Origin of the sequence: Gordonia amicalis NBRC 100051 = JCM 11271 (assembly GCF_000332995.1) — a bacterium.
In the GTDB taxonomy this organism is placed as follows: Bacteria; Actinomycetota; Actinomycetes; order Mycobacteriales; family Mycobacteriaceae; genus Gordonia; species Gordonia amicalis.
Window position 1 is genome coordinate 77,411 of record NZ_BANS01000017.1, and the last position, 20,592, is coordinate 98,002.

At 69.1% G+C, this 20,592-nt stretch carries 19 protein-coding genes; 1 reads left to right on the forward strand and 18 read right to left on the reverse strand.

From position 1 onward, the window contains the following. The 18 genes from GOAMI_RS09600 to GOAMI_RS09685 form a co-directional block, all read right to left on the reverse strand. A complete protein-coding gene (locus tag GOAMI_RS09600) occupies window positions 1–1,380 on the reverse strand; it encodes an RsmB/NOP family class I SAM-dependent RNA methyltransferase (RefSeq protein ID WP_006436295.1) in 1,380 nt (459 codons plus the stop codon). After that, complete coding sequence (gene fmt / locus GOAMI_RS09605) at window positions 1,377–2,336, reverse strand: methionyl-tRNA formyltransferase (protein ID WP_006436296.1); 960 nt, start codon at window positions 2,334–2,336, stop codon at window positions 1,377–1,379. The genes GOAMI_RS09600 and fmt overlap by 4 nt, the downstream gene beginning before the upstream one ends. Continuing rightward, window positions 2,337–4,304, reverse strand: coding sequence for a primosomal protein N' (locus GOAMI_RS09610; protein WP_006436297.1), 1,968 nt, complete (start codon window positions 4,302–4,304; stop codon window positions 2,337–2,339). It lies immediately after the preceding gene. A gap of 60 nt (window positions 4,305–4,364) precedes the next feature. Beyond that, on the reverse strand, window positions 4,365–5,573 hold the full coding sequence (gene metK / locus GOAMI_RS09615) for a methionine adenosyltransferase (RefSeq protein ID WP_006436298.1): 1,209 nt from the start codon (window positions 5,571–5,573) through the stop codon (window positions 4,365–4,367). 122 nt (window positions 5,574–5,695) lie between these two features. Then, entirely contained in the window at window positions 5,696–6,955 is a 1,260-nt protein-coding gene (gene coaBC / locus GOAMI_RS09620; RefSeq protein ID WP_006436299.1) for a bifunctional phosphopantothenoylcysteine decarboxylase/phosphopantothenate--cysteine ligase CoaBC, read from the reverse strand. 14 nt (window positions 6,956–6,969) lie between these two features. Further along, entirely contained in the window at window positions 6,970–7,269 is a 300-nt protein-coding gene (rpoZ, locus tag GOAMI_RS09625) for a DNA-directed RNA polymerase subunit omega (RefSeq protein WP_006436300.1), read from the reverse strand. A gap of 41 nt (window positions 7,270–7,310) precedes the next feature. After that, window positions 7,311–7,940: a guanylate kinase gene (gene gmk / locus GOAMI_RS09630; RefSeq protein WP_006436301.1), complete on the reverse strand. Its 630-nt coding sequence runs from the start codon at window positions 7,938–7,940 to the stop codon at window positions 7,311–7,313. Window positions 7,941–7,980: 40 nt separating this feature from the next. After that, window positions 7,981–8,295: an integration host factor, actinobacterial type gene (mihF, locus tag GOAMI_RS09635; RefSeq protein ID WP_004021989.1), complete on the reverse strand. Its 315-nt coding sequence runs from the start codon at window positions 8,293–8,295 to the stop codon at window positions 7,981–7,983. Window positions 8,296–8,771: 476 nt separating this feature from the next. Beyond that, the gene (gene pyrF / locus GOAMI_RS09640; RefSeq protein WP_006436302.1) at window positions 8,772–9,602 is read right to left on the reverse strand and encodes an orotidine-5'-phosphate decarboxylase; all 831 of its coding nucleotides are present in this window, start codon (window positions 9,600–9,602) and stop codon (window positions 8,772–8,774) included. Between the two features lie 30 nt (window positions 9,603–9,632). Then, entirely contained in the window at window positions 9,633–12,968 is a 3,336-nt protein-coding gene (gene carB, locus GOAMI_RS09645; RefSeq protein WP_006436303.1) for a carbamoyl-phosphate synthase large subunit, read from the reverse strand. After that, window positions 12,968–14,155, reverse strand: coding sequence for a glutamine-hydrolyzing carbamoyl-phosphate synthase small subunit (carA, locus tag GOAMI_RS09650; RefSeq protein WP_024497138.1), 1,188 nt, complete (start codon window positions 14,153–14,155; stop codon window positions 12,968–12,970). Before carA ends, carB begins: the two co-directional genes overlap by 1 nt. Then, window positions 14,152–14,766 (reverse strand): PH-like domain-containing protein, encoded by a 615-nt coding sequence (locus GOAMI_RS09655; protein ID WP_040004722.1) that lies wholly within the window; start codon window positions 14,764–14,766, stop codon window positions 14,152–14,154. The genes carA and GOAMI_RS09655 overlap by 4 nt, the downstream gene beginning before the upstream one ends. Beyond that, window positions 14,763–16,073 carry a dihydroorotase gene (locus GOAMI_RS09660; protein WP_006436306.1) on the reverse strand — a complete coding sequence of 437 codons (1,311 nt, stop codon included), beginning with the start codon at window positions 16,071–16,073 and terminating at the stop codon, window positions 14,763–14,765. The genes GOAMI_RS09655 and GOAMI_RS09660 overlap by 4 nt, the downstream gene beginning before the upstream one ends. 31 nt (window positions 16,074–16,104) lie before the next feature. Further along, window positions 16,105–17,055, reverse strand: coding sequence for an aspartate carbamoyltransferase catalytic subunit (locus GOAMI_RS09665; protein WP_006436307.1), 951 nt, complete (start codon window positions 17,053–17,055; stop codon window positions 16,105–16,107). Next, complete coding sequence (gene pyrR / locus GOAMI_RS09670; protein ID WP_006436308.1) at window positions 17,055–17,639, reverse strand: bifunctional pyr operon transcriptional regulator/uracil phosphoribosyltransferase PyrR; 585 nt, start codon at window positions 17,637–17,639, stop codon at window positions 17,055–17,057. The genes GOAMI_RS09665 and pyrR overlap by 1 nt, the downstream gene beginning before the upstream one ends. A gap of 122 nt (window positions 17,640–17,761) precedes the next feature. Continuing rightward, window positions 17,762–18,247 carry a transcription antitermination factor NusB gene (gene nusB, locus GOAMI_RS09675; RefSeq protein WP_006436309.1) on the reverse strand — a complete coding sequence of 162 codons (486 nt, stop codon included), beginning with the start codon at window positions 18,245–18,247 and terminating at the stop codon, window positions 17,762–17,764. 3 nt (window positions 18,248–18,250) lie between these two features. After that, a complete protein-coding gene (gene efp, locus GOAMI_RS09680) occupies window positions 18,251–18,814 on the reverse strand; it encodes an elongation factor P (protein ID WP_006436310.1) in 564 nt (187 codons plus the stop codon). A 21-nt stretch (window positions 18,815–18,835) separates the two neighbouring features. After that, complete coding sequence (locus GOAMI_RS09685) at window positions 18,836–19,954, reverse strand: M24 family metallopeptidase (RefSeq protein WP_006436311.1); 1,119 nt, start codon at window positions 19,952–19,954, stop codon at window positions 18,836–18,838. A 109-nt stretch (window positions 19,955–20,063) separates the two neighbouring features. Between GOAMI_RS09685 and GOAMI_RS09690 the strand changes: the two genes are divergently transcribed. Then, window positions 20,064–20,549 (forward strand): B-4DMT family transporter, encoded by a 486-nt coding sequence (locus tag GOAMI_RS09690; protein WP_040004729.1) that lies wholly within the window; start codon window positions 20,064–20,066, stop codon window positions 20,547–20,549. Window positions 20,550–20,592 lie beyond the last annotated feature (43 nt).

A 20,592-nucleotide genomic window follows, 5' to 3' on the forward strand; every position in this document is an offset into this window, starting at 1 on the left:
CTAGTCCCTGGTGAGGACCGCCAGGAACATCGCGTCGGTGCCGTGGATGTGCGGCCACAACTGCACATGCGGACCATCGCCGAGCAGTTCCGGTCCGAGCTCTCCGACGGTCACCAGCGGGCGGGCGTCGAGCTGACGAGCGCCGTCGACCGATGCCAGTACGTCGGCGACCACCGCGGTGGTCTCGGCCGGGTGCGGCGAACAGGTTGAATAGACCACGATGCCACCGGATTTCACGAGCCGAAGCGCCTCGGTCAGCAACTGCTTCTGCAGCACGACGAGCTCGTCGACGTCGGCAGCGGTTCGGCGCCAACGCGATTCGGGCCGGCGACGCAGCGAGCCGAGCCCGGAACACGGCGCGTCGAGCAGGATGCGGTCGTATCCCGGTTCGAGGCCACTCGACCGGGCGTCGGCGACATGGATCGTCACCGGCAGGTCGCTGACCACCTTGCGGATCAGCTCGGCGCGATGCTTCGACACCTCGATCGCATCCAGCCGGGCGCCGTCGATGTCGGCGAGCGCACCGATCAGCGCGGCCTTGCCGCCCGGGCCGGCGCACATGTCGAGCCAGCGGCCGGAGTCATCGGCGACCTCGGCGACCGTCACCGCGCGCGCGATCAGCTGGCTGCCCTCGTCCTGCACACCGGCATAGCCCTCACGGATCGCATCCACGTCGCCCGGATCACCGCTCGGCAGATACACGCAGTACGGCGAGAACCTGCCTTCCTCTCCCCCGCTGGTCAGCGCCAGCTCCTCGGCGGTGATGTAACCCGGCCGGGCGACCAGATGTACGGGCGGACGTTCGTCGTCGGCAGCGAGTGCCGCCTGCAACTGGCCGGCCGACCCGCCGAGCGCATCCCGGAACACCTCCGCGATCCAGCGGGGATGCGCGTACTGGAAGGCCAGGTAGCCGACGAGATCCTCGGCGGGCGACGGCGCGAGCTCGTCGACCCACATCTCCTCGGTCTTCTGCGACACCTTGCGCAGCACGGCATTCGCGAAACCCGAAGGTCCCATCCCGTTCTCGGAACGCACCAGGTCCACCGACGTCGACACCGCGGCATGGGATCCGACGCGCGTACGCAGCAATTGGTAAGCGCCCAACCGCAGTACATCGAGCACCGGGCCGTCGATCTCGCCGACGGGACGCTTGGCCGCCGAGGCGATCACCGCATCCAGCAGCCCCTGGGCCCGCGCCGTGCCGTATGCGAGTTCGGTCGCGAAGGCCGCGTCGCGACCTTCGATCCTGCGGTCCCGCAGCATCTTCGGGAGAACCAGATTCGCGTAGGCATCACGTTCACGGATCGCGCGCAGCGTGTCCCGCGCCGCGACGCGCGCCGGGTCCAGATCCTTCTGCCGGAACTTCCGGTCCGCACTCATCCCAGCACCGTCCCATCGGTCAGTCGGGCACCACGGGCCCAGTCGGCGGCCGGCATCGGCTTCTTGCCGGGCGGCTGAACGGTGCCGAGTCGTACCGGCGTCGAACCGGTACCGACGAACACCGCCTTCTTGGTCACCGCGATGACCCCCGCGGCCAGGGGCTCCGCGCGTACCGATTCCGGCAGCGACGTGTCGTCGTCGGCGACGGGCCGCACGGGGCCCACCTTGATCCTCGCTTCGTCGAGACTCGTCCACGAACCGGGTGCCGGAGTGTAGGCGCGAATGAGGCGATCGATGATGTGCGCGGGCAGATCCCAGCGGATCCGCGCGTCCTCGACCTCGACCTTCGGCGCGTGGCTGACACCGGCAGCGGGCTGCGGTTCCGGGACGAGTCCCCCGGCCTCGATGCCGTCGAGCGTGTTCACCAGTAGACCCGCCCCGGCCTCGGCCAGACGCCCGAGGAGATCACCGCTCGTGTCGGTGGGCCGGATGGTCTCGGTGAGGACGCCGAACACCGGCCCGGTGTCGAGACCCTTCTCCAGGCGGAAGGTGCTCGCACCGGTCACCTCATCGCCCGCGGCGATCGCTGCCTGCACCGGCGCGGCGCCACGCCAGGCCGGCAGCACCGAGAGATGCAGGTTGATCCAGCCGTGGGTCGGGAGCGCGAGAAGATCCTCCGGCACGAGTCCGCCGTAGGCCACCACCGCACCGCAATCCGGGGCCCAGCGTCGCAGAACCTCGGCGACGTCCGGCTCGGACATCCGTCGCGGGGTGATCACCTCGAGGCCGTGCTCGTCGGCGAGCACGCCGATCGGTGACCGCACGACCTTGCGACCACGGCCCGACACCGCGTCGGGCCGGGTGATGACGCCGACGACCTCATGCGACGGCGAGTCCAGCAGGGCCTGCAACGACGGCACGGCCACCTCGGGGGTGCCGGCGAAAACGATGCGCATTCATCCGATCGTAGGCGGGTCCACCTGAACCCGGATCGGCCCGGTCTGCCGGTGCGTGTTGCGCCGCGCCTGCCCCGCGGCGAGAGCCTGCGCGAGGAGCCGTCCGTGCTTGCGCGGCAACCGCACCAGGATGCGGTCCATCTCGTCGTCCGCGGCGGCCTCCCACTCGGCGCTACCGGCCGGCGGCCGCACCCCCGGTGGAAGCGGCACGGGCCCGAGCACGTCCGACCCCTCGGGTAGTTCGAGATGTTCCACGAAGTCGGTGATCACCTGCGTCGGACCGTCCACCGACGCCATCGTGACCGCCGGCGGGAAGCCCAGTTCGACACGCTGAGTCAGCTGCAGCGACGCGAAACCGACCGGATCCCAACGGATCAGCGCCTGGACCGGCGCCAGCGTCGAGTCGGCGACGATCACCACGCGACCTCCGTCGCCGTGCGGTCGGACCATGCCGGCCAGCGCCATCCAGCGTCGCACCGCGTGTTCCTCCGCACGAAGATCGGCGCGGTCGAGTTGTGCCCACGTGTCGACGACGATCGCCGCCCCGTAGCCGTCCGGGGCGACCGGTTCGGCCCCCGGTGTCGCGACGACGAGCCGTGCGCCGGGCTCGATCTCGTCGATGATGGTGTCTCCGCCACTGGTGTGGACCGGCACGCCCGCGAAGGCGCGTCCGAGTTCCTCGGCGGTCCGTCGGGCGCCGGTGACCGTCGCCCGCACCTTCGTGTTGCCGCACTCGGGGCAGCGGAACGATCGCTCCGGGCGGCCACACCATCGGCAACTGAGACGTTGGTGGCCGTCCATCTGCAGTGGTCCGTTGCAGGCACGACACCGCGCGTGTTCCCGGCACCGGGTACACGCCAGCGACGGCACGTAACCGCGGCGCGGAACGCTGAACACCACCGGCTGGTCGGCGGCGAACGCCGAACGGGCTGCATCGAAGGCGACCTCGGGGATGCGTGCGGACCTCGCCATCGGATCGCGCGCGATCTGGCGGTCGTCGTCGGAGATGGCCTGCACCCGTGGGCTGCGGTGGCGGACGAGCGGACGGTCGGCGACGAGGTCGTGTGCCCAGCCCGATGCGACGAGCGCCTGCGCCTCCGCCGTCCGGGCGAAGCCGCCGAGGATGAGTCCGCAGCGTTCCCGGTGCGACCGCAGCACCGCGACTTCCCGCGGGTGCGGATACGGCGCCCGCGGATCGGCCATGCTGTCGTCGCCGTCGTCCCAGACGACCACCAGACCGAGGTCGGTGACCGGCGCGAAAATCGCACTGCGCGTGCCGATCACGAGCTTCGCCGCACCCCGGCGCGCGGCCAGCCAGCGGCGGTACCGCGCGGTGGGCCCGAGCCCGGCGGCCAGAGCCACTCCCCGATCGCCGATGAGTGGTTCACATTCCGCCCACACCCGGTCGAGGTCCCGCTGGTCGGGCACGACGATGATGCATCCGCGTCCGACCGCCAGGGTCGCCGCGGCGAGTTCGGCGAGCCGACGCGCCCAGTCCTCACCCGGCAGGGCCTGCCACGCCGCCCGCGGGTGCCCACCGTCGGCGAGCGCCTCGAGGAACGATTCGGCCAACGGATAGCGACACCACGCCTCCAGGTCGGGCGCCTCGACGACAGTCGCGGGCTCGGGCGTCGTCTCCTTCTCGGTCCGCGCATGGCGCGGCGGGATCGCCAGACGGACAACGTCTCCCATCGTGCCGGCGTAGCGATCGGCGACCGCACGGCACAGCGTCGCCAACTCCGGCGACAGGACCGGCTCGGCGGAGACGACCCGGTCGAGCCACCCCAGTTTGCCGGGGTGATCGCTCTTCTCGATCCGGTCGAGCAGGTACCCGTCGACGAGACGACCGGAGAACCGAACACGGACCCGCACGCCCGGAACCGCCGTCGCATCCTGATCGGAGTCGATCAGGTAGTCGAACGGCCGGTCGAGGTGTGCGAGTCCGAGAATGGGCAGAACACGGGCCACCGGCAGCGAATCAGCCGGGACCCGTGCGCCTTTCGGGGGCAGGGACTGCGCCCTTCGGGGTCAGAGACCGGCGGCCGCGCGCAGCTTGTCCGCGCGGTCGGTCCGCTCCCACGGCAGATCGACGTCGGTACGACCGAAGTGGCCGTACGCGGCGGTCGGGCCGTAGATCGGTCGCAGCAGGTCCAGGTCGCGGATGATCGCGAGCGGACGCAGGTCGAAGTTCTCCTTGATGACCCGCTCGATGACCGCGGGGTCGACGTGTTCGGTGCCGAAGGTCTCGACGAACAGACCGACCGGCGCGGCCTTGCCGATCGCGTAGGCCACCTGGACCTCGATGCGATCGGCCAGGCCGGCGGCGACCGCGTTCTTGGCGACCCAGCGCATCGCATAGGCGGCGCTGCGATCGACCTTCGACGGGTCCTTGCCGGAGAAGGCGCCGCCGCCGTGGCGGGCCATGCCGCCGTAGGTGTCGACGATGATCTTTCGGCCGGTCAGGCCGGCGTCACCCATCGGGCCGCCGAGGACGAATTTGCCGGTCGGGTTGACCAGCAGTCGGTAGTCGGAGGTGTCGAGGGTCGGCAGGTCGATGTCGGCGAGCACCGCGTCGACGACCTGCTTCTTGATGTCGGGAGCCAGGAGGTTGTGGAGGTCGATGTCGGCCGCATGCTGGGTCGACAGGACGACGGTGTCGAGGCGGACCGGGGTGTCACCGTCGTACTCGATGGTGACCTGGGTCTTGCCGTCGGGACGCAGGTACGGCAGCGTGCCGTCCTTGCGGACCTCGGTGAGACGACGGGAGAGACGGTGGGCCAGCGCGATCGGCACCGGCATCAGCTCGGGGGTCTCGTTGGTGGCGTAACCGAACATCAGGCCCTGGTCACCGGCGCCCTGGCTGTCGATCTCGTCCTCGGAGATACCGCTGCGGCTCTCGTGGGAGTTGAAGACGCCGCCGGCGATGTCCGGCGACTGAGCGCCGATCGCGACGTTGACGCCGCACGACGCGCCGTCGAAGCCCTTGGTGGAGGAGTCGTAGCCGATCTCGAGGATCTTGGCGCGGACGATGCCGGGGATGTCTGCGTACGCGGTGGTCGTGACCTCACCCGCGACGTGGACCTGGCCGGTGGTCACCAGCGTCTCCACCGCGACCCGCGCGTTGGGGTCGTCGGTGAGGATGGCGTCGAGGATCGAGTCGCTGATCGCGTCACAGATCTTGTCGGGATGCCCCTCGGTGACGGATTCGCTCGTGAACAGGCGTGACGAGGTGGTCATCAGATCCTCTCGAGATCTCGCGCGCGGATCTTCCGGCGCCGTTTGGCAGGTATCGTCCGGTCGTCGTGGCCGGTGGGAGTCACTTCAAAACTACACAGCGGTCGGTTTCGCTGCGGTGCCGCTCAGGCCCCCGGACCATCAGGCACCAGTTGTCGCACTTCGTCAAGTATTCGACTCGACATGAGTGTTTTCGACCCGAAGGGCAGCGCGGTCTCGTCGCCCTTGGCCGACAGCAGCCAGCCGGTGTTGTCCTCGGTGCCGAACGCCTTGCCGTCGCCGACCGCGTTCACCACCAGCAGGTCGCAACCCTTGCGGGCGAGCTTTGCGCGACCGTGGTCGAGGACCCCGCCGGTCTCGTCGCCGGTCTCGGCGGCGAATCCGACGATGACGGTCTCCGAGGGGATACGGCCGTCGTCCCGCGCCTCGACGAGCCCGCGGAGAATGTCCGGGTTGGTGGTCAGCTCGATCGGGGCCGGACCCTGATCGCCCTTCTTGATCTTGGCGTCGGCCACCGCGACGGGCCGGAAGTCGGCCACGGCGGCGGCCATGATGACGACGTCGGCGTCGGCCGCGCGCTTGGTCATCTCCTCGGAGAGTTCCTGGGCGTTCGAGATCCGGACGATGTGCACGCCGGCGGGGTCACCGGGGTCGGTCGTCGAACCGGCGACGACGGTGACGCTCGCCCCACGCTGTGCAGCTGCCCGGGCCAGGGCGAATCCCTGCTTGCCCGAGCTGTGATTGCCCAGGTAGCGCACCGGATCGAGCGGTTCGCGGGTGCCGCCGGCACTGATCAGCACGCGGACACCGGCGAGGTCGTACGGCAGTGCGTCGGCGCGGTCGAGGAGCAGCTCGCCGATGAGGGCGATCTCCTGCGGGTCCGGGAGACGACCGCGGCCGGAGTCGGTGGCGGTGAGGCGACCGGACGCCGGCGTCATGACGGTCGAACCGTGTTCGCGCAGGGTCGCGATGTTGGCCTGGGTGGCGGGGTGCTCCCACATCTCGGTGTGCATGGCCGGCACGAACAGCACCGGGCACCGCACGGTGAGCAGCGATGCGGTGAGCAGATCGTCGGCGCGTCCCTGAGCAGCGCGGGCCATGAGGTCCGCGGTCGCCGGCGCGATGATCACGAGGTCGGCGCCCTGGCCCAGACGCACATGCGCGACCTCGTCGACGTCGTCGAAGACGGTGGTGCTGACCGGGTTACCGCTGAGCGCCTCGAAGGTGGCCTTGCCGACGAACTCGAGGGCCGCCGGGGTCGGCACCACGCGGACGTCGTGCCCGGACTCGGTGAAGTGGCGGATCACCGAGCACACCTTGTATGCGGCGATGCCTCCACCGACGCCGATGAGGATTCGGCGTCGTTTCTTGGTCGGTGTGGTCATACCCGACGCCGCGACTATTCGCCCTCGGTGTGCTCGAGCAGATCGGAGTGGATCTCGCGGAGCGCGATCGACAGCGGCTTCTCCTGGAGGCCGGGCTCGACCAGCGGGCCGACGTACTCGAGGATGCCGTCACCGAGCTGGTTGTAGTAGTCGTTGATCTGGCGCGCACGCTTGGCCGCGTAGATGACGAGGGCGTACTTCGACGAGGCGCGCTCGAGGAGATCGTCGATCGGGGGATTGGTGATACCCAGCGGTGTGTCGTATGCCGGTGCGTCGGCGATCTCGGTGATGTCGAAATTGGTCGGGGTGGTCACACAAACTCCTGCGTCGAGGTCTGGGATGTCAGAGAGGCTGGTCAGGTCGCGGGCGCGGTGGGCTGCTCAGGTCCGACCAGCAAGGATACCAAGTCGGAGGCCGCTCGGTCGACTTCGCTGTTCACGATGACGTGGTCGAACTCGTCTCGGGCAGCCATCTCGACCTTCGCGGTGGCGAGCCGGCGCTCGATCGCCTCGGGGCTCTCGGTGCCGCGGCCGGTCAGCCGGGCGACGAGTTCGTCCCAGCTCGGCGGGGCGAGGAAGACGGTGGTCGCCTCGGGCAGACGGGTGACGACGTTGCGCGCACCGACGAGGTCGACCTCCACCAGAACGGGTTTACCGGCCTCCAGGGCAGCGAGGACGGGCGCGAGCGGGGTACCCGATCGCTGCAGGCCACCGTGGATCTCCGCCCACTCCAAGAGCTCGTCGCCGGCGATCATCCGGTCGAAGTCCTCGGCCGAGACGAAGTGGTAGTCGCGGCCGTCGACCTCACCGGGACGCGGTGCGCGGGTCGTCGCCGAGACGCTGAAGTACAGGTCCGGCAATGCGGCGCGCACCCTGGCGACGACGGTGGACTTGCCGACGGCCGAGGGGCCGACCAAGACGATCAGTCGACCCCTCGTGCGTGCGGCTCCCGCGGTTTCCGGCCGGTTGGTCACCGCCGGTCCCACGAAACCGTCACGCTGCCGTGTTCGGTTGCATTGCTCACGTTCAGGAGCTGAACTTCTCGAGCAGGGCCTTGCGCTGACGGTCGCCGAGACCGCGCAGGCGGCGGGTCGGAGCGATCTCCAGCTCGGTCATGATCTCCTGAGCCTTGACCTTGCCGACCTTGGGCAGGGCCTCGAGCAGTGCCGAGACCTTCATCTTGCCCAGGATCTCGTCGTTCTCGGCGTCCTTGAGCACCTGCTGGAGATCGGTGCCACCGCGCTTCAGGCGCTCCTTGAGCTCAGCGCGGACGCGACGAGCGGCAGCTGCCTTCTCCAACGCAGCGGCGCGCTGCTCGTCAGTCAACTGGGGAAGGGCCACGGGTTCCTCCGTCTTTCGTTCTTGATTGGGACTGTCGTCGTCCGCCGTGAGGCGTCCGACGGCTGTTGCCACGCGGGCGGCGCTGCGTCGTCTTCGCAACGATGCGGTCGGGTGGGGTACCCGTCCGGCACTGCCGATTGTTGGCGGCGAATGCGACCGTACCCACGTGATCAGGCATTTGCGAGCGCGACCCCCCGTTTTCGCGGTGTTTTCTCATGTTGTAGTGCACCGCGGCACTTCGGCCCGGCACACCGGCGCTCCACTCGGTGTTGCACCGCTCTGACGACGGGTTTTACATCATACCCGCAGGTCACGACAGTGGCGCCGGTGAACGAGATCGATAGCAATGCGAAGTACTCGCGATCGAGCGATCGACGTACTGAGACAGATGTGACTGGAGTGGTGTGACCAGATTCGTCTGGAATTCGACGGCGCTTTGCGCGTGTCGCGCCGTCGCACGGAACCGGGCGGTCGCCTCAGCCCAGTGCGGTCTCGACCTCGTCGCGGGCCCGGACGAACGCGTCGCGCAGTGCGTCGACGTCGGGACCGGCGCGGAGCACTCCGCGCGAACTCGCCGGCAGCACCCACCCGGGGTCGGCGTCGGCGAAGACCACCTTCAGATCCTCGGCGGTGGCTCCCTGAGCACCCAGACCCGGCGCCAGGATCGGGCCGTTCAGGTCGGCCAGGTCGAGTCCGTGCTCGCGGGTCGCACCCACGACGAGGCCGGCGGTCGCGGTGCCGTCGGCGTTCTCGGCCGCCGCGGCATCGACGATCGACTGGGCGACCGTCCGCTCCCCCGTCCGCGCCTGCTGCACGTCCCCGCCCTCCGGGTTGGAGGTTCGCGCGAGGACGAACACGCTGCGTTCCCCCGCCCGTGCCAGGTCAAGCGCCGGGCGCAGCGATTCGTAGCCGAGGTACGGCGAGGCGGTCACCGAGTCGGCGCACAGCGGTGAGGCGTCGGCCAACCACGCCTGTGCGTACGCCGACATGGTCGAGCCGATGTCACCGCGCTTGGCGTCGGCGATCACCAGGGCACCCGCCTCGCGGCAGCCCGCGATGACCCGTTCGAGCACCGCGAAGCCCGCGGCGCCGAACGGCTCGAAGAAGGCGACCTGGGGCTTGATCACCGCCGCCGACGGGGCCAGCGCCTCGACGCAGATGTCGGCGAACCGCGACAACCCGTCGACGGACATGTCCAGGCCCCAGCCGGTCAGCAGCCCCGCGTGCGGGTCGATACCCGCGCACAGGCGTCCGCGTTCGGCCGTCACCCGCCGGTAGCGGGTGCCGAAGCCGGACGCCCCCGTCATGCGGACGCCACCGTCATGCGGACGCCACCGTCATGAGAGGCCGGCCATGTCCGCGTGGCGTCGCTGGATGGAGCGGACCCGGACATCGCCGTTGATCGCGGCCTCGATGCCCTGCACCGCTGCACTGGCGCCCTGCACCGTGGTGATGCACGGGATGTTCACCGACACCGCGGCACTGCGGATCTCGTAGCCGTCGACGCGCGGGCCGGAGTTGCCGAACGGGGTGTTGATCACCATCGTGACCTCGCCCGCCCGGATGATGTCCACAACCGTCCGCTCTCCCGCGGTGGCCTCGAAGTGCTTGAGGACGGTCTCACACTTGATTCCGTTGCGGCGCAACACATCTGCGGTTCCCTCGGTGGCCAGGATCTCGAAGCCGAGGTCGGCGAGGTGCTTGACCGGGAAGATCAGCGCCCGCTTGTCCTTGTTGGCCACCGACACGAAGATCTTGCCGCTGGTCGGCAGCGACCCGTAGGCGGCGGTCTGCGACTTGGCGAACGCGCGACCGAAGTCGGCGTCGATGCCCATCACCTCGCCGGTGGACTTCATCTCCGGGCTCAGCAGGTTGTCGACCCCGCTGCCGTCGTGGCGACGGAACCGGTTGAACGGCAGGACCGCTTCCTTCACCGAGATCGGCGCGGTCGCCGGGGTCTCGCCACCGTCGCCGGCCTCCGGCAGGATGCCCTGCTTGCGCAGGTCGGCGATCGACGACCCGAGCATGACGCGGGCACACGCCTTGGCCAGCGGCACCGCGGTCGCCTTCGACACGAACGGCACCGTGCGGCTCGCGCGCGGATTCGCCTCCAGGACATAGAGGATGTCGTCCTTGAGCGCGTACTGGACGTTGAGCAGACCCTTCACCCCGATACCCCTGGCGAGTGCCTCGGTGGAGGTGCGGACCATCGCCAGGTCGGCGCGGCCGAGGGTGACCGGCGGCAGCGCACACGCCGAGTCACCGGAGTGGATACCGGCCTCTTCGATGTGCTCCATCACGCCGCCGATGAAGACCTCCTCGCCGTCGCACAGGGCGTCGACGTCGATCTCCACCGCATCCTCGAGGAACCGGTCGACCAGCACCGGATGGTCGGGGGTCAGTTCCGTGGCGCGGGAGATGTAGTCCTCCAGGGACTTCTCGTCGTAGACGATCTCCATGCCGCGGCCGCCCAGGACGTAGGACGGACGCACCAGCACCGGATAGCCGATGCGAGCGGCGGTGTCACGGGCCTCGGCGAAGCTCGTCGCGGTGCCGAACGCCGGGGCCGGCAGACCGGCCTCGGCGAGGACCTTGCCGAACTCGCCGCGATCCTCGGCGAGGTCGATGGCGGCCGGGCTGGTCCCGACGATCGGGACACCCGCCTCCTCGAGGCGACGGGCGAGACCCAGCGGAGTCTGGCCACCGAGCTGCACGATGACCCCGGCGACGGTGCCCGACTGGGATTCGGCGTGGTAGACCTCGAGCACGTCCTCGAAGGTCAGCGGCTCGAAGTACAGGCGGTCGGCGGTGTCGTAGTCGGTCGAGACCGTCTCCGGGTTGCAGTTGACCATCACGGTCTCGTAGCCGGCCTCGCTCAGCGTGAGTGCGGCGTGGACACACGAGTAGTCGAATTCGATGCCCTGTCCGATGCGGTTCGGGCCCGAACCGAGGATCAGCACCTTGGGACGATCCGGCTGCGGCGCGATCTCGCTGGTGGCCGCGGGATCGAGCTCATAGGTCGAGTAGTGGTAGGGCGTCTTCGCCTCGAACTCGGCCGCACAGGTGTCCACGGTCTTGTAGACCGGGCGCACACCGAGCAACAGGCGATGCGCCCGCACCGCGGCCTCGTCCTCGAAATCCGAACGGAGAGCGGCGATCTGACGGTCGGAGAAGCCGGTCGACTTCGCCTCGCGCAGCAAGGCCTCGTCGAGGATGTCGGCGTCGCGGATCTCCGCTCCCAGCGCGGCGATCCCGCCGATCTCGGCCAGGAACCACGGATCGATGGCGGTGGCCTCGTGCAGGTCCTCGATCGTGGCGCCGGCCTCGAAGGCCAGCATCAGCTTGTAGAGACGCCCGTCCTTCGGCGTCTTGATCTCCTCGAGCAGCGCGGGCAGATCGACGGTCTTCGGGTCGGGCCGGTTGGCCTCCGCCCAGAAGCCGCCGGCCTTGGTCTCCAGCGAACGCATGACCTTGCCGAGCGCCTCGGCGAAGCTGCGGCCGAGGCTCATCGCCTCGCCCACCGACTTCATCGTGGTGGTCAGCGTGTCGTCGGCGCCCGGGAACTTCTCGAACGCGAATCGCGGCGCCTTGACCACGACGTAGTCGAGCGTGGGCTCGAAACAGGCCGGGGTCTCCTTGGTGATGTCGTTGACGATCTCGTCGAGGCTGTAGCCGATGGCCAGCTTCGCGGCGATCTTGGCGATCGGGAAGCCGGTCGCCTTCGACGCCAGTGCCGACGACCGCGACACACGCGGGTTCATCTCGATCACGACGAGGCGTCCGTCGCGCGGGTCCTGGGCGAACTGGATGTTGCAGCCGCCGGTGTCGACGCCGACCTCGCGCAGGATGTCGATGGAGAGGTCACGCATGATCTGGTACTCGCGGTCGGTGAGGGTCATCGCCGGGGCGACGGTCACCGAGTCGCCGGTGTGCACACCGACCGGGTCGAGGTTCTCGATGGAGCAGACGACCACGACGTTGTCGCGGTTGTCGCGCATCAGTTCGAGCTCGTACTCCTTCCAGCCGAGGATCGACTCCTCGATGAGGACGTTGGCGGTCGGCGACGCGGCGAGACCGCCGCCGGCGATCCGCTCCAGATCGTTGTCGTCGTAGGCCATGCCCGAGCCGAGGCCGCCCATGGTGAACGACGGACGCACGACGACCGGGAAGCCGAGTTCGGCGACGGTCTCGCGGACCTCGTCCATCGTGTGGCAGACGCGGGAGCGCGCGCTCTCGCCGCCGACCTTCTCCACGATGTCCTTGAACATCTGGCGGTCCTCACCGCGCTGGATGGCGTCGAAGTCGGCACCGATCAGCTCGATGCCGTACTTCTCCAGCGACCCGCGGTCGTGCAGCGCGACCGCGGTGTTCAACGCGGTCTGCCCGCCGAGGGTGGCGAGCACGGCGTCGATGGGATGTCCGGCGTCGCGCTCGGCCTCGATCACCTTCTCGACGAACTCGGCGGTGATCGGCTCGATGTAGGTGGCATCGGCGAACTCGGGGTCGGTCATGATCGTCGCCGGGTTGGAGTTCACCAGGCTGACACGCAGGCCTTCGGCCTTGAGGACGCGGCAGGCCTGGGTGCCCGAGTAGTCGAATTCACAAGCCTGACCGATGACGATCGGCCCCGAGCCGATGACCAGGACGTGGTTGATGTCTTCGCGGCGCGGCATCAGGCACTCGCTCCTTGATTCTTGGTCTTCCGGGACGCACGGTCACCCTCGAGCAGGGTGACGAATTTGTCGAACAGATACGCGGCGTCGTGGGGGCCGGCGGCCGCCTCCGGGTGGTACTGCACGGAGAAGGCGCGGCCGGAGAGCAGCTCGACGCCCTCCACGGTGCCGTCGTTGGCGCAGACGTGACTGACCCGCGCGCGGCCGAAGTCGGAGTCGAACTCCTCCCCCGCCTCACCCTCGAGCGCGAAGCCGTGGTTCTGCGAGGTGATCGAGACCTTGCCGGTGGCGTGGTCGACAACCGGGATGTTGATGCCCCGGTGCCCGAACTTCATCTTGTAGGTGGACCGGCCGAGGGCCCGGCCCAGGATCTGGTTGCCGAAGCAGATGCCGAACAGCGGCAGGTCCTGCCCGAGGACACCACGCGTGAGCTCGACGATGTCGTCGGCGGTTGCCGGGTCGCCCGGACCGTTGGACAGGAACACGCCGTCGGGCCGGAGGTCGGCGATCGCGTCGAGCGCGACGGTCGCCGGCAGCACATGCGTACGGACGCCCCGCTCGGCGAACATCCGCGGGGTGTTGGTCTTGATCCCGAGGTCGATGGCGGCGACGGTGAAGCGGTGCGCCTCGAGGGGCTCGACGACATACCCGTCGGACGTGGTGACCTCGTCGGCGAGCCTGGCGCCCTTCATGTCCGGCTGGTTGCGCACCCGACCGACGAGTTCGTCGGTGTCGGCGAGCGCCGGTCCGGAGAAGATGCCGGCCTTCATCGAGCCGTGGTCGCGGAGGATACGGACCACGGTGCGGGTGTCGATCCCGCCGATGCCGACGATCCCCTGCTTGACGAGTTCGTCCTCGAGCGAGGTGGTCGCGCGCCAGTTCGAGACTCGTCGGGTGGGGTTTCGCACCGCATATCCGGCAACCCAGATCTTTCCGGAGTCGCCGTCGACCCCGGTGCTGCCCGCGCTGCCGGTGCTCTCGCCGTCCTCGGTGTTCCAGCCGGTGTTGCCGATCTGCGGCGCGGTGGCCACGACGATCTGCCGGTGGTAACTCGGGTCGGTCAGGGTTTCCTGGTAGCCGGTCATCGCGGTGCAGAACACCGCTTCACCGAGGGTCTCGCCCACTGCGCCGAAGCTCCGGCCGGTGAACACCTGGCCGTTCTCCAGCACCAAGACCGCTGTGTTCATTCCTGTGTCCCCTGTCCACTGTCATGCTGTCCGGCAAAGGCGTTCACCCAGCCGGGGTAGATCGATTTGTCGTCGGCGCGGAGTCCCGTGTCGATCTCGGTGCCGCTGGGCAGGACCCATCGGATCACCAGGACACCGTCGGCACTCATCACCTTGCCCGCGATGCCGCGTTCGGTGCGTACCGCGGTGATCGCCTCTCGCGGAATCCAGATGTTGCTCGCACCCTGGCGGGAGATGAGGACGCCCGCTGCGAACTCGGCGATCGTCGCCGACGCGCGGTCGGAGATGTCACCGACGACCACGCGGTTCTGCCAACTCGGCGCCATCGTGGAACCGAGGTAGAGGCCGGTGTCGGGGCCGCGCTGCTCCGCCCCGAGGTCGGCCGGGGTGGAGGGCAGTTCGCCGATGAGCTCGGCCTGTGCCGCATGCTTCTTCTTGTTGCCGGTGATCAGCAGGTAGAACATCGACAGCAGGCCGAGGGCGATGAGCGCGCACACGCCGATGAACCATGCGTTGAACACCACTCGCCCGTAGCCGAGCACGGTGCCGATCACCGAGGCGACCACGACGAGCACGAGGATGCCGGGGATGAGGCCGCGACGGATGTTCATCGGGTCACCCGACCCTCGCGGGTGGTGACCACCCCGCGCAGGACGGTGGCGGTGATGGTCGCCGGCATCGTCATCTCCTCGTACGGAGTGTTGCGCGACAGGCTGGCCAGCTCGTCTCCGCGGACCACCCAGGAGGTGTCCGGGTCGACGACGGCGAGGTTGGCGGGTTCGCCGACCTCGATCGGGCGGCCCTGGTCGGTCAGTTCGACGATCTGCGCCGGCCGTTCGCTCATCACCCGCGCGACGCCTCGCCAATCGAGCAGACCGGTCTTCAGCAGGGTCTCGACGACGATCGGGAGCGCGGTCTGCAGCCCGAGCATGCCCGGCTTGGCCTGGGCGAACTCGCAGCACTTCTCCTGCGCGGCGTGCGGCGCGTGGTCGGTGGCCACACAGTCGACGATCCCATCAGCGAGGGCCTGGCGCAGGGCTTCCTTGTCACGGACCTCCCGCAGCGGCGGGTTGACCTTGTTGATCGGGTCGTACGTTTCGAGACGCGAGTCGTCGAGGAGCAGGTGGTGCGGGGTCACCTCGGCGGTGATCGCGATCCCCTGGTCCTTGGCCCAGCGCAGCAGCTCGACGGTGCCCTCGGTCGAGGCGTGGCAGATGTGGATGCGTGCTCCGGCGTCGCGGGCGAGAAGCGCGTCGCGGATGACGATCGACTCCTCGGCGGCACGCGGCCAGCCGGCCAGTCCGAGCCGGGACGCGGTGGCGCCCTCGTTGGCGACGGCGCCGACGGTCAGGCGCGGCTCCTCGGCGTGCTGGGCGATGAGCACGCCCAGTCCGGTCGCGTATTCCAGGGCGCGACGCATGAGGAGCGGGTCGTGGACGCATTTGCCGTCGTCGCTGAACATCCGGACGCCCGCGGCGCCGGCGTTCATCATGCCCATCTCGGCGAGCTGTTCGCCCTCGAGCCCGACGGTGACCGCACCCACCGGGTACACGTCGACGAGCCCGACCTCGCGGCCGGAGCGCCACACGTTGTCGGTGACGGTCGAGTTGTCGGCGACCGGGCTGGTGTTGGCCATCGCGAACACTGCGGTGTAACCACCCAGGGCGGCGGCCTCGGAGCCGGACCGAATGGTCTCGGTGTCCTCGCGGCCGGGTTCACGCAGATGGGTGTGGAGGTCGACGAAACCGGGCAGCAGCACACCGCCCCTGCCCTCGATGCGCTCGGCACCTTCGGGTGCGGACAGGCCCGCGCCGATCTCGGTGATCACGCCGTCGAAGACGAGGACATCGATCGGCTCGCCCTCGCCGTAGGGACGGACCTCGGCGATGAGGACGGTTCCGGTTGCCGGGGCGGTCACGGGCGAACTCCTGACGTGCTGGGGGTGGTGGTCACAGGTGGGCTCCCGCGGAGTCGGACCCGACGAGCAGCCGGAAGAGGACCGCCATGCGTACGTGGACGCCGTTGCGGACCTGCTCGAGGACGGTGGCCTTCGGCGAGTCGGCGACCGACCAGCCGATCTCCATACCGCGCAGCATCGGACCCGGATGCAGGACCACCGCATCGTCGGCGAGCATCGCCAGGCGGCGGTCGCTGAGACCGAAGCGGACCGAGTACTCACGGGGACTCGGGAAGTATCCGCCGTTCATCCGCTCGGCCTGGACGCGCAGCATCATCACCGCGTCGACGGCGGGCAGTTCGGCGTCGAGGTTGCCCGAGACGGTGACCGGCCACTCGCCCACTCCCGCCGGGAGCAGGGTCGGCGGGGCGACGAGGACGACCTCGGCGCCGAGGGTCGACAGCAGGTGCGCGTTGGACCGCGCGACCCGTGAGTGCACGACGTCGCCGACGATCGCGATGCGACGTCCCTCCAGCGAGCCGAGCCGCTGGCGCAGCGTGAGCGCGTCGAGCAGGGCCTGCGTGGGATGTTCGTGGGTGCCGTCTCCGGCGTTGATGATCGCCGGACCCTCACCGTTCGAATCGGTTGTCCAGTCGGCGATCTGGGCCGGCGCGCCCGACGCGGGGTGGCGCACGATCAAGGCGTCGGCACCGGCCGCGTGCAGGGTCTTGACCGTGTCGCGCAGCGATTCGCCTTTGCCCACCGACGAACTCGAGGCGCTGACGTTGATGACATCAGCGCTCATCCACTTGCCGGCGACCTCGAAGGAGACGCGGGTGCGGGTGGAGTTCTCGTAGAAGACCGTCATGACGGTCCGGCCACGGAGCGTCGGGAGCTTGCGGACCTCACGACCGGTGAGGGCCTGTTCGAAACGCTCGGCGTCGTCGAGGAGCGCAGTGGCCTCGTCGCGGTTCAGGTCCTGCGTGGAGAGCAGATGCCGCATCACGAATCGCCCTCGGCGGCAACGGCGTTCGAAGCCGAGCTGAGGACGACCTCGTCGACTCCGTCGTGTTCGGTGAGATGCACCGACACCTGCTCGTCGCGAGCGGTCGGGATGTTCTTGCCGACATAGTCGGCGCGCAGCGGCAATTCGCGGTGGCCGCGGTCCACCAGCACCGCGAGCTGGACCGCAGCGGGGCGTCCGAGATCGCGCAGCGCGTCCAGGGCGGCGCGGACCGTGCGCCCGGAGTAGAGCACGTCGTCGACGAGGATCACGATCGCGCCGTCGACGCCGCCGGCGGGGACCATCGTCCGTTCGAGCGGGCGATGGGGCTTGCCGCGCAGATCGTCGCGGTAGAGAGTGATGTCGAGGTAGCCCACCGGCACCTCGACACCGGCGAACTCGCCGATCTTGGAACCCAGACGAGTCGCGAGAGATGTTCCGCGAGTGGGAATTCCGATGAGAACGACGCGCGGGGCGACGGGCGAGTCCAGAGCTGTCTTCTCGATCACCTGGTGTGCGACACGAGCAATCGTGCGCGACACGTCAGCGGCATCGAGCAGCACCCTGGGAGCGGGGCTGGCCAAAGCCGACCTCCTTCTCCGCCTCGCAGGACGGATCGTTAAAGGATGTCTGTCTCGCGACACTTTACACCGCGTCGCGAGACAGACGAATTCCCGCGACCTGCGCCACAGGGACGGTTGCCGTTTCAGTCCGCGGCGGAATCGCCGGCGGCCGGACCGCTCGGCTCGGCGGACGCGGCGGCACGGACCTGCGGCGCGAGCTCGGCGATCTTGGCGAGCACTCCGTTGACGAAGGCCGGCGAATCATCGGTGGACAGCTCCTTGGCGAGCTCCACCGCCTCGTCGACCACCACGATGGGGTCGACGTCGAGCGAGTTGAACAGCTCCCAGGTCGCCAGGCGCATGATGGCGCGGTCGACCGCGGGCAGACGCTCCAGCGTCCACTCGCGCAGATGGGAGGAGATGACCGCATCGATCTGGTCCTGATCGTCGGCCAGACCCTGGATCACCGTGGCGGTGTAGTCGTGGATCGAGCCGACGCTCTCGTCGCTGCGGACGTACTCTCGGCGTTCGGCGACGAGCTGGCTGGGACTGACCTTCTTGGCCTCGGCCTCGAAGAGCAGGTCCACCGCGCGCCGCCGCGCCTTGTGTCGGGTTCCGGGTTGTTTCACAGGTCAGGAGTTGACGCGGCCGAGGTAGCTGCCGTCGCGCGAATCGACCTTCAGCTTGTCGCCGGTGTTGATGAACAGCGGCACCTGGATCTCGGCGCCGGTCTCCAGCGTGGCGGGTTTGGTGCCGCCGGTGGAGCGGTCACCCTGCAGACCCGGGTCGGTCTGGGCGACGATGAGCTCGACGGTGACCGGGAGTTCGACGAACAGCGGGGTGCCCTCGTTGAGCGAGACCTGCACGGTCATGTTCTCGAGCAGGAAGCGCGCGCCGTCGCCGACCACGGCCGGCGGCAGGGCGAACTGCTCGTAGTCCTGCGCGTCCATGAAGACGTAGTCGGTGCCGTCGTTGTACAGGAAGGTCATGTCCCGACGGTCGACAGTGGCGGTCTCGACCTTGACGCCGGCGTTGAAGGTCTTGTCGACGGTCTTGCCGCTCATCACGTTCTTGATCTTGGTGCGCACGAATGCGGGACCCTTGCCCGGCTTGACGTGCTGGAACTCCTGGATCTGCCAGAGCTGGTCGTCCATGCGCAGCACGAGGCCGTTCTTGAAATCGGCGGTGGTCGCCATGTGGTGTTTCTTCCCTTGCAGTCAGATGACGGTGAATGTCTTGTCGGTGGTGGTCAACAGTTCCGGGTCGCCTTGTGTGACGACCAGGGAGTCCTCGATCCTGACCCCACCCCATCCGGGTAGGTACACACCGGGCTCCACGGTGACCGCAGCACCGCATGGCAGTGTACCCGTCGAGAGTTTGCCGATTCCCGGCGCTTCGTGGATCTCGAGGCCCACGCCGTGGCCGAGTCCGTGCACGTAGTGGTCGCCGTGCCCGGCGTCGTCGATGACGGCTCGCGCCGCGGCGTCCACGTCCCGCAGCTCCATGCCCGGGGCGAGAGCGGTCCGTCCGGCGGCCTGCGCGGTGGCGACGAGGTCGTAGATGTCGCGCTGCCAGTCCGCGGCGCGGTGCAGCACGAAGGTTCGCGTCATGTCGGAGTGGTAGCCGCCGACGACGGCGCCGAAGTCGATCTTGACGAGGTCGCCGTCGGCCAGCGCGGTGTGCGTGGGCCGGTGGTGCGGAATCGCCGAGTGCGGCCCGGCGGCGACGATCGTCTCGAAGGCGATGCCGTCGGCGCCGAGGCGATACATCTCGAACTCCAGGGCGCGGGCGGCTTCGCGTTCGGTGGTTCCGGCGCGCAGGACACCGTCGGCGATGATCCGGGCCAGAGCGGCATCGCCGATCGCGCAGGCAGCGCGCAACAACGCGATCTCCCCCGCATCCTTGACGGCCCGCAGACCCTGCACGACGCCGGTGAGACCGACCAGTTCGACCCCGGAATCCTCGATCGACGCGGTCAGCGCACGGTGCCCGGCGACGGTCTCGGCATCGGCCTCGAAGCCGATACGGGCGGCACCCGCGGTCCGCGCGTGCGCAACCAGGGCCGGGACGCAGGCGCGTTCGATGACGGGCTCGACATCGGGGACCTGCGCGGCGACCTGGGTGAGGTAGCGGCCGTCGGTGGCGATCCGGTCCCCCGCGGGGTCGGACACGTCGATGAGGACTGCCGCGTTGGAACCCGTGAAGCCGGTCAGGTACCGGACGTTGACGAGGTCGGAGACGACGAACGCCGCGACCTGCGCGTCGGCACCCGAGTGGTCGCGTAGCTGGTTCCGCAGCCGGTCTCGTCGGCCGGCGGTGTCGTGGATGATCGGCACCCGAGCAACGCTACGGCGGGACGTCCGACTGTGCGAACCCGGCACGCGGAGCCGGCCACATCGACCAGGTGTGTCCGCAACCACGGCACGGATGCGTAGTATGACGCGCATGTCTTCGTGGTTGGTGCGCGGTCTGGCGATGACCGCTGTTCACGTCCTCGCCCGAATCCTGCTCGGTGTGGCAGTGGTCGAGGCCCCGCTGAACTCGACCGTGTGGCGCACCGTCGCCATCGCGGCGGTCGTCCTGGTAGCGCTGGTCTGGGGTGGTTTCGACGGTATTCGCGATGCGCGCGCCAATCCCGATCCGGACGACTACGGGGACCTCACCGTGCGCTGGCTGAAGGCCGGTGTCCTGGCCGGGGTCGCCGCCGGGCTGATCTCGTGGATCATCGGCAACACGGTCCTCGCCGGGATCGGCCAGGCCGGCCTGTTCGTCGAGCTGATCGCGGGTGCCTCGTTCACCGCTCTGCTCGTGTTCGTCCCCGCGTTCGTCGGTGCCGCCATCGGCCGCTGGTTGATCCGCCGCGAGCAGAACAACGGCGCCGAAGACGACTGGTCGGTCCACGAGGACCGGCACGCCGACGCGGCCCGGTAACCGGTTCGCCCCTCTCCGACAGCAACGAACCCACCGCTTCGAG